Below are 10,672 nucleotides of genomic sequence, written 5' to 3'. Positions count from 1 at the left end.
ATTGGTTCATCTTATCCGCTTTATCTGTAGCAGGCATTAATTGAGATGGTATTAGGCGATCGCGGGTATTACTTGAGCATGATTAGCTTAAGAAGCAGGCAAATCAATTGCATCCTCAAAACCGTTGCTATTAAGCTTCCAGATATTAGTTAATCCACGAGTTGGATCGTACCAAAGAATATCCAAGAAACCGTCCTTATTAAAGTCTGCGAAACCGTTAATTTGCCAGTTTACGGTACTAGCTTCTGGGAGATTTAGGTAAGTAATATTGCTTGCACTGTCAGATTTCCAGATAGCAATTTGATGAGTTGCTGAGTTATGCCAAAGAATGTCTGCATTGCCATTGCCATCGAAATCAGCAAAGGCTTGAATCTGCCAGTCAGTTCCAGCCACAGGAGGCAACATCACAGATGTGAACGTTCCTTTGGCATTGAGTTCCCAAATGCTAACCAAGCCTCGGGTAGAGTCATGCCAGAGAATATCGGCCACTCCATCACCATTAAAATCTGCAAAGCCTTTAATCTGCCAAGTTTCACCAACTATTGCTGGTACATTAAGATACGTGATATTGGCACCATCTAGTTTCCAAATGCTAACTAAACCTCGGTTTATATCGCGCCATAGGATATCCGCCTTGCCATCACCATCAAAATCGGCAAAGTTCTGAACCTGCCAGCTGTCACCAGCAGTTTGCGAGAGGTTGGTAAATGAAACTGTACCTAAGTCGTTGAGCATCCAAATGCTAACACCACCTGTTTTGGAATTGTGCCAGAGTATGTCAGCGAATCCATCGTTATTGGAGTCAGCGAAGCCTTTGATTGTCCAGTCTGCACTGGGTTCCGCCGGCAAGTTGAGATAAGTCACATTGTTGTTGACATCTAGTTTCCAGATACTGACTTCGCCCGTGTTAGAGTTGCGCCAGAGAATATCGGCAACTCCATCGCGATTAAAATCAGCCGTTTCTTCAATCTTCCAACCTGAAGAGGGAGCGTTGAGGCTGGAAACCGCGATCGCAGCCGTCTCGACTGCACTACTAAACGCACTTATCCCACCATTCAAAGAAGCGTTGACACCTGTAGTACCATTGGCAGCACCATTTGTGATATCCCAAGCACGGAAGGAGAAGGTTGCATTTCCAACAAAGTCAGCATTTGGCACAAATCGCACTCGTGTATCGGTCTGAATGACGACTTGGTTGAAGAAAATCGAGCTTTGGGCTGAGGTTGAGGTGTCACCTAAGAAGACAAAGTTTTTGAGACCATAGGGGCTAGGGAAACCGTCGGGAGATGTCCAAGTTCGGTAGTCCCGCAATGCGCCTGTTAGCACTTGCGTACCATTAGCAAATAGTTGATAGGTTGTTCCCTGGATCTTGATCATGTAGTCGGTCAGTTTGTTGGTGTTGAATGCGATCGCTTCAGCCCCAACAAACTGATTATTAACATCCAAGCTCTGAGCAAATATGCGACCATTGCTCCCGTCAAACTGAACTCCTAGTTCAATGCCCTGATTATCGTCACCGAGGAGAATCACGGCGACACCACGATCGGGATTGGTATGAGATTCGGCTAAAACTTGCAGGTTAAAGGACAGGCTGTAGCCTTGAGCGCGATCGAGGACAGGAAACGTAGGATTCTTCAGCGATTGCGATAAATCAGGATTGATTGTGTAGTTGCTGTAACCTGCATAAGTTTCGAGATTAGCAGTTGAGTTGAGTAGTGTTCCGTTCACACTAGCTGTTTGACTGGCGTTACCGGGTACAAATGGTGGAACACCACTGTTGTTTTTCTTCAGATTGTTGTAGAAAAACCAATTCTGCTGATCGGGAGCATTACCGAGGGCTGATGTATAGAGAGGCGTTGCACCCAGCAATGTTGCAGCCGTATCAGAGACATTGCCTAGATCTGTCCAGGTTGCGCCGCCGTTGGTAGAGAACTGCCATTTACCGTTGCTGTTGTCGGCTCCAGTGAGGGCGATCGCTTTCACTGCGCCAAAATCTACGTCTGTGATACTCGTACCAATCAGATCAGAAACGCTAATTCCTGTAGGGTTAGAAGCATTTTCGTAAATGCTCGGCAACATTGGCGAACCGCTAGTATTAAGAACAGGCGAATCATTGACTGAATTGACATTCAGGGTCATTGTTGCATCCGTAGTGCTAAAGACTTGACCATCGCTAACTTTGAATTTGAAGTTGGCGTAGTTGAAGCCGTTTGCATTTGCAACAGGTTGGAATTTGAGCTTAGGAATGTCAGCTAAGGTAATGATTTGATTCGTAGTGACAGCTTCACCCGTATCTTGAGTATTGTTACTGTCGGCATCTAGGAAAAGCTGACCAATTGTTGATAGTTGAGTCAGTTGTACCTGCTGCAAGGTCTGACTACTAGAGGTAGAGAATTTAAAGTCAGAGGCTTGAAAGCTATGAGTACTGCCTTCATCTAAAGTAACGCTGCTTGCTTGTGCAGTTAGAGGAGCATTCGGATTTCGGAGTGAAGTAATGTAAGTACTGTTATCTCCTCCATTAGGCAAACCGAGCGTGCCTGACGGGGCAAAAGAAAACTTAGTTGAATCAGTGGTTTGGCTTCCATTTCCATTGAATTGAGTAATGAGGTCAGCGTTTGTGACATTAAGTTTAATTGTCGCTGCGTCGCCAAATGCACCGAAGGCAGCATCAGATTTGTATGCAATAGAGTGAATTGATGTTGTTCCAGCATTACTACTGTCAATCCAAGCCGCATCTTCAGATCCTGCAAAATTGCCACTTGCGCCCGTGATGTGTAAGCCACCAAATTTTAACCGGACATTCCACTGCTCATCTGTGCCACCGAAGATTGGGTTATAAGTGGTGTCTTCAGCAGAAACTACACTGGAACCTGCAACTACAATGATGGTTCCTGCCTTGAATGTGGGTGCAATGCTAGATAAATTACTAAGACTGTAGATTCCTAATTTGCTGAAAGTTGTGCCGTTTGAGTCACCAAAGAAGAAATCTTCAAGTTGCGTTGCTGTTAGATCAGCGGTAAGCAAAAACTCAATGTATTCACTATCTGTAAAACTTCCTGCTGTGCGCTGGAATTCGTTGATAATAATGTCACCGAGTGTTTGAGAGTACTGGCTCATTGCCGTTTGGTCCAACACCTCTGCAGCTTCAATGGCTCCAGTGCGATATTCTAAATTCCAGTTGCCGCCCAAGCTGTTATTACCTGTCACATTGTCAGACGCAGCGACATCGGCTCCGGTTAGCTGAGCTAACTGTTGAACAAACGTCCGACCTGTCACTCCTTGTGCCACATCACAGCCATACAGCAGAATATCAGCATTGGTTGTCAACGCCTTCGCCCAAGACTGAAACTGAGAGGAGTAGCGCTCAAGATCGCTTGAACTTAACCAATCTGACCCTAACTTCAGGCTCCCAGTAGATCCATGAGAGAGAATGTGTACGCTGGAAATATCTGCTCGTCCCGTCAAAGTTTGAGTGATTTGCGCGATGGCTCCGCCAGTTTTCTCAGAAATCGCATCTTGACTCGAATCTAAAACATGAACCTCTGTATTTGGCTGAACTCCTGCTAGCAGGCTTTGATAGTCATTGACACCTGTATCGATAAATAGAAGGCTAGTTGCGCCAGAAGCCGCAGATTTAGGACTAGAGGGCAACTCAAGTAATGGATGAGAGATGCGATCGCTTGAGGTATTTGGGGTAGAGGTGAGGCCTGTAGTTGATGAGTGCTCAAAGTTCATAAGTTTCTGAATTGAAGGTGAAAGGTGCAGACTGATCAGCAGAGGTTTGCTACTCTTAATCGGAGATTATTAAGCGGAATTCTTCTAACGAAATATTTAGAAAATGGCAATCATCGACATAAAACCACTCTGAGCTAGACGAACCTAGCGAACTTCTACGGAAAAGAACGGAGACCAAAACCGTTGCTCTGTAAATTCACTGGTTAGGAAATAATTAAAAGAAAAGACAGGTTTAGAGAACCTGTCTTAGCAAGTGATATAGAGAGTTGACTTACGAATCAAGCGCGATCGCGGTGTACGCATTACCATTCAGTTTCCAAATCGTGCTGCGATTGGTACTAAGGTTACGCCACAAAATATCAGCTTTGCCGTCTCCGTCGTAGTCTGCCGTTCCTTCGACCTGCCAATCGAAATTCGTTACGCTCTGAAGCTTCGTGGTGGTGTGGCTACTGCCGTTTAGAACCCAAATGTGATTTTCACCGGTGCTGAAGTTACGCCACAAAATATCAGCTTTGCCGTCTCCGTCATAATCTGCGCAGCCTGCAATCTGCCAGTTAGAAGCCGTTACGCTCTGAAGCTTCGTGGTGGTATGACTGCTGCCGTTTAGAACCCAAATGTGGTTTTCACCGGTGCTGAAGTTACGCCACAAAATATCGGCTTTGCCATCTCCGTTATAATCTGCTGTATTCACGATTTTCCAATTGAAATCTGCTACGCGATCTAATTTTGTCGTGGTATGACTGCTGCCGTTTAGAACCCAAATGTGATTTTCACCGGTGCTGAAGTTACGCCACAAAATATCGGCTTTACCATCTCCGTTATAATCTGTTGTACTCGCAACCTGCCAATTGAAATCTGTCACACTATTTAATCGCATTGTGGTATGAGTGCTGCCGTTGAGCAACCAAACGAGGTTCTCACCGGTGCTGAAGTTACGCCACAAAATATCGGCTTTGCCATCTCCGTCGTAGTCTGCCACCCCTTTGATTTGCCAATTAAAATCGGCAACTGACGTTAAATTGGTCTTGGTGTAGCCACTGCCACCAACTTGCCAAATCTGAACTGCTCCAGTTTTGAAGTTGCGCCACAAAATATCGGTGGTCTTGTCGCCATTAAAATCAGCGTTACCCAAGATTTCCCAGCTTGACTCTTCATCATCATTGACGATCGTGGCTGTACCAACGCTGCCATTAGCAGCAAGGATGCCATTATTTGCATTCAAGAGACGAATCTGGAACGTTTCGTTCGACTCAACTCTCGTGTCTCCATTGATGTTCACCGTAATCGCTTTGCTCGTTTCGCCTGGCGCAAAGGTCAGTGTATTTGACAGTGGCGAGTAGTCTCCCTCGCTAGCAAACGCACTGTCATCAAACGTCGAATATGTCACACTCACAGGCAGATCTGATGCAGTGCTCAGCGTGACGGTGAATAAGGCTTGAGCCGTACCATTATTTCCCTCAGTGATGCTGACATTGTTGATTGCGATTTCAGGCTGATCATTATCTTCAATCGAAACCTCAACTCCATTTCCATTAATCGTATACTCAGGCGCATTCTTGACATTAAAAAAGAGCGTTTCTCGCGTTTCTGCTTGAGCATCATCAACTGGTCTGACATTCAAGTACACGGTATCCAATCCATCAGGTATTGTGACCGTCACCACCGAATCTACGATACTAATTCTGCCAGCATCGACGCTGAGGATATAATCATTAACACTTGCAGTGCTACTCGGACTGATCTCAAGTTTGACGACTAAACTACCGATTTTGTTGTTACGTCTTAGTTCAAGCATTGCCCGATCGACGGGAACGCTTGATTCTGATGCATATTTATCCAATCCATACAAACCAATAACAGAATTGCTGGGAGCGGTGTTGACGGGTTGGGTAGAAAAGCCAGAAATTTCGATGATTTGGTTGCGATCGCCAACGTACAAGCTATAGCCACTTCCTGATGAAGACGCTCCAAAAACCAAATCAGAAGTAAACGAACCTGTGCTATCGAAGCCAGACTGGAACACCTGAGTGATGCCAGAGGTTGTTGAGATGCGAACAATGTCGGAACCTGACCGAGTGTAAAGAAACTCGCCATTAGGATCGATGGCAAAGTTTCTGGCGTTGTTGACCGACGCTACTAGATTTGTCGCTCCGGTCGATGCATCAATCGAGAAGAACTGTCCATTTGCAGAGTAGTAGTATCTATCTTTAACCGGATCAAACTCCAAACTAGATGGTGAATCAGGAAGGTTGCCAATTTTCAGCCGATTACTGCCTGTCGTTGGATCGTATTCTCGGAGTTCTCTCGTCGTTCCTCTGCCCGAAGAAATTAGAATTTTGCCTGCCTCGATCGCCAGACCTGATTCAGAGCCAAAATTAGATGACTGAGTAACAACCGCAGAGATCCCACTCTGGGCATTAATTTGAACTAAGTTTCCTCCATCTATGGAGGCGTAGACTGAGCCGTTGAAAAATTGGATGTCCGTTTCAGCATAGGGAAAGAAGCCGCCGTTAGCAAAATTTGTTGCGACAGTTGAGATGGTGCGGTCAAGATTTACCTTATTGAGAACTCCGCTTCCATTAGCTTCAGCAAAAAAGAGGGTGCGAGTTGTGGAATCAAACGTGAGGGCAGCAATATCACCAGAGAACGTGTTAGCGTAAACAGATCGATTGTAGACAGAACTGCCAGTGCCAGGATTGAACGGAGGTGTAGCAAAACCAGAAATTTCGACAATGCTAAACTCATCGCCTACATACAAGCTACCGCCAACACCAGATGAAGAAACTCCAAATACTAAATCGGAGCCAAAATCATTGCTGCTGAGTCCAGTTTGAAATACTGAGGTTGAACCGTTAGTGGTAGAAATGCGAAGAATATCAGTGCCCGCTCTAGTGTAGAGGAAATCGCCGTTTGGATCGATCGCAAAGTTACCTGTTGTGAATCCAGCGCTTCCAGTGGGAGAAGTCAATTGACTATATGTGTTGGTTGCGAGATCAGCGACATAAAATTCGCGATTCGATTGGCTAAAGAAATAATATTTATTCTTAACCGAATCGTATTCAAGGCTAGAAGAACCAGAGGGCAGATTCGCAATTCTTAAGGTTGACATTCCAGTGTTCGGATCGTATTCTCGCAGTTCTTGCGATCCTCCATTGCCAGAAGTTAGTAAGAGTTTGCCTGCATTAAGCGCTAGACCTGCTTCACCCCCAATGCCAATGAAGTTTGCGACATTTGTAGCTGTTCCGGTGGTGGGATTAATTTGCACTAAGTTGCCGTTGATGGTCACCGTGTAAACTGCGCCATTTGCAAATTGGATATCCGTCGCCGCGTAGGGATAGAAGCCACCGTTGGTAAAGTTAGTTGCAACTGTGGAAACCGTCCGGTCTGCCGTTGCTTTACGAAGCGTACCCGAACCGTTATGATCTGCAAAGTAAAGTGTTCGAGTCGCTTGGTCGTAAGCCAACCCGGTGGCTCGATTTTGCAGTTGAGCAAACAGCGATCGATTGTAAACGCCTGTCCCTCCAGACCCCGATGCAATGGGAGACGTAAAGCCTGACACTTCGAGGATACGATCGTTGTCACTCACATACAAACTTCCGCCTGTGCCCGATGACGCGCGACCAAAGACCACATCGCCCATATTTCCTGACAGCCCTGTTTGAAAGGTCGATGTAGAGCCATTTGTGGTTGAGACTCGCATCACCTCGCTTCCGCCTCTCACATAGAGAAACTCGCCAGTTGAATCGATGGCGAAATTTCCAGAGATAGAGGATATTTGGCTTGTTACGCCTGTATTGAGATCCGCGCTATAGATGCCACCACCACCTTGTCGTGCAAAGTAGAATTTATTTTTGACCGGATCGAACTCTAAGCTCGACGCATCCGTAGGTAAATTGCCCAACTTAAGGCTATTCGCTCCGGTACTCAAGTTAAATTCTCGCAGTTCTCCAGGAGTACCGTTCGTTTTACCAGAGGTAATGTAAAGATTGCCGCCAACCGTTGCCAATCCTGATTCAATTCCAAAACCAGAAAATGTCGCTGGGTTTGCCGTAGACCCCGTAGCGGCATTAATTTGAATCAATTGCCCATTTCCTAACGAGGTGTAAACAGAACCGTTGGCGAATTGAATATCGGTTGCTATATAGGGATAGATGCTACTGGTTGCAAAATTTGCGGCGACTTGCGAAACGATGCGATCGCTGGTCACTTTACGTAGAGTTCCACTAGTGTTGCTGTCTGCTAAATACAGCGTTCCGGTTGCTAAATCGGTTGTCAGAGCCGCTACGCTAGGAAGCCCGCTGACATAAAGAGATTCGCTGTAACCTGGAATCGTGACTGGAAGAACATGCTCATAGCGAGATAATGTTGCCCCATCAAATGCCAACGATGCTTCGATTACCCCCGTGTGGCGCTCTAACGCCCAGTTTCCTCCTAGCGCAACATTTCCGGTTAGGTCATCCGACGCCGCTACATCTGCACCTGTCAGTTGAGCCAATTGCTGAATAAAGGCTTCACCTACTCCGCCCTGAGCAATATCACAGCCATACAGCAGAAGATCCGCATTTGGCGTCAGCGTACTAGCCCAGGATCGAATCTGGTTGGTGTAAGGGTTGCTTTGCGGTTCCCCAGAGGAATGATTGAGGATGTCCGCTGACAGCCAGTGGTTTCCTAGCCGCAATCCGCCTGCTGCTCCATGAGAGAGAATATGAACGCTAGAAATCTCAGATCGCCCCAGCAGTGTTTGAGTGATTTGCGTCACAGCATCTTGGCTGGAATTCAAAATATGCACTTCTGTTCTGTCTCGCACTCCCGATATCAAAGATCGGTAGTCCCTTACGGTTGAATCCACAAAGACAATTGAATTGGCAGCGCGAGATGGCTCGATCTGAGTTGTTTCTAGAGCAAGCGGAGATCGACTAGCAGATAGCGCAACGTCAGAAAAGGCCGGAAGAGATTGCTGAGAAAACGGTTCGCGAGACAGCATACAAGGGTGTTCCTGGGATTGATAAGCAGTCGCTCAGCGATGGCTTAAACGCTGCTATAACCAGGTGTAAGATTCCCGCTACTGGTATAAAAAATTATGAAGCGGTCTATTTCTTTACCTAAGCTCCACAATGTAAACGGTTTATTCAAAGTTCTATAGCAGTCTTTTGGTCGCGCATGCCAAAAACCCCTCCTTGCTACAAGGAGGGGTTCAGAACAATCTCAAAACAGTAAATTTAAAGCATCGCGGAGACTTAATTCATTACTGCTTCTTGCGACTTCTGGCACGGCGACGCATCAAGGCAGCAAACCCAACAGCAGCTCCCGAACCCACGATCGTAAACGGTTCAGGAATTGGTTCGCCAGTAGCGCCATTATTGTCATCATCATCGTCACCGCCGCCCGCCGCGACTGCGATTCCGGCGATCGCGCCTGCACCCAGCAAGCCCAAAGGAAGTGTCAAGCTCCCTGCCCCTGGACCAGCCGCCGCGATCGGAGCACCTCCTCCTGGCGGCAACTGACCAACCGTTGGAGCAACGCTTTCTGGAGGAGCAAGGGCAGCAGCACCAGGCGTGTCACCGCCGCCGATTGGGCAGGCGGTATCTCGCAAGCGAACAATGAAATCGTCAAAGTCCCGGTCTTGCTGATCGCGATTGCGCACCAAATCAGCTCCAGTGTCATCCCACGCTAAAGAAACGCCGCTTCCTTGACAGAAGTTTGCCGGGTCGCCGCTAAACGAAACCTGGCGCTCCTTGTTGGAGTTCATCACGTCGCTAGAGTAAACCGTCCCTGTAGGACGACCGTTGTAGTTAGACTCTAGATAAAACACATAATTTGTGTTTGCTTTGAAGTTGTAAGTGGCAGAAGGATTGGCTACTGTGCCTTGTGCGGTTCCAAGAAAGTCATTGGTGGTTTCAACGTCGCTAACCTTGCTCGATGGGTTAAAGATGCTGGCTGGCGCATCCGCCGGTTTGGTTTCAACCAGAAGAGGTGTCTTCTCATTGGTGTCCAAGTTGATCACACCGAATGTAGACTGATACGCGCCGTGAGACTCAACGAAATTTGTTTCTAGAGTCGTGTCTCTGTTAAATCGAACGCCACTGTTTCCTAGTGACATATCGGCTGCATGTGCTTGAATTGCCAAACTACTAGCGAGCCATCCCACTGTTGCGCTTAAAGCCAAGGTTGGAAAATGACGCCGACGATAGGAACTCATAGTTTTAAATGAAAATAGCTGAAAGCGAAGAGAGCTAGCCTGCTTTCCGGGGTTTTCTGAAGTGGGACTGTCTTCTAACACCATTAACCTAACGCTGTGAACAAGATTTTCAGAATTTTATAGTAAAGACACTTCGGTATGCGAACCAGCAAACCAACCGCCGCTGTATGAACGGCAACAAAGGAAAAAAGGTTAAAAAACTATGATCCTTTGTTTCTGCTCAGTGTAAAAACCTATAGGACGCTGTACATCGTCCCCACGGTGGATCAGCCTCTAGCGATGCTTGTATCGCTAGAGCTATGCCAGAGCAGGTTTGGGGTAGCTAATTTGAGCTATCTTGCCTAAAATGTCCCTTACACCCCTTATCCAGTAAAGCTTTGAGAGCTTTATCAAGGCTTTATGATGTTATGATTTCTTGCATTTTAGGTAATTCTCGGTGGAAGGGCTGCATAAACCGTAACAACATCAATAAGTAAAACTGTTGTATCATCCTGCTTCTGAGAATAAGCGGCTGAAGCCTAGGCGAAAAATCTGTCAGCATGAGCGATGGTTGAGTTTTTAATTTGTAAGCGGGAACAGGACCCAGCTCTGTGATGATTACTGCTGAAGCACATTTCTTTCGGTAGTGGTTTGAATGCTGAGATGCCATTCAAAGCATCTACTCAACCTTACCGATTAGGCTATCGGGCGTTGCTGAATGAGAAGATGAATTAGCATGGAATCGGCACATCTCGAAAT

Annotated in this window: 3 protein-coding genes; all 3 read right to left on the bottom strand. The window is 46.5% G+C overall.

From position 1 onward, the window contains the following. Positions 1-87: 87 nt before the first annotated feature. The 3 genes from AC5I6P_RS21740 to AC5I6P_RS21730 all read right to left on the bottom strand — a co-directional run bounded on the left by AC5I6P_RS21740 (position 88) and on the right by AC5I6P_RS21730 (position 9,934). The gene (locus AC5I6P_RS21740; protein WP_495695855.1) at positions 88-3,735 is read right to left on the bottom strand and encodes a DUF4347 domain-containing protein; all 3,648 of its coding nucleotides are present in this window, start codon (positions 3,733-3,735) and stop codon (positions 88-90) included. A gap of 271 nt (positions 3,736-4,006) precedes the next feature. After that, positions 4,007-8,719, bottom strand: a complete 4,713-nt coding sequence (locus AC5I6P_RS21735; RefSeq protein WP_495695854.1) for a DUF4347 domain-containing protein — start codon at positions 8,717-8,719, stop codon at positions 4,007-4,009. 261 nt (positions 8,720-8,980) lie between these two features. Further along, on the bottom strand, positions 8,981-9,934 hold the full coding sequence (locus AC5I6P_RS21730) for a PEP-CTERM sorting domain-containing protein (protein ID WP_495695853.1): 954 nt from the start codon (positions 9,932-9,934) through the stop codon (positions 8,981-8,983). Positions 9,935-10,672 lie beyond the last annotated feature (738 nt).

Source organism: Myxacorys sp. (assembly GCF_059501405.1).
The sequence above is the reverse complement of the archived record's forward strand: the minus strand, read 5'-3'. Positions and strand labels throughout refer to the sequence as shown.

Bases quoted from the DNA above. Each gene is read 5' to 3' on its own strand.
- AC5I6P_RS21740 (WP_495695855.1), bottom strand. From the start codon at position 3,735: ATGAACTTTGAGCACTCATCAACTACAGGCCTCACCTCTACCCCAAAT.
- AC5I6P_RS21735 (WP_495695854.1), bottom strand. From the start codon at position 8,719: ATGCTGTCTCGCGAACCGTTTTCTCAGCAATCTCTTCCGGCCTTTTCT.
- AC5I6P_RS21730 (WP_495695853.1), bottom strand. From the start codon at position 9,934: ATGAGTTCCTATCGTCGGCGTCATTTTCCAACCTTGGCTTTAAGCGCA.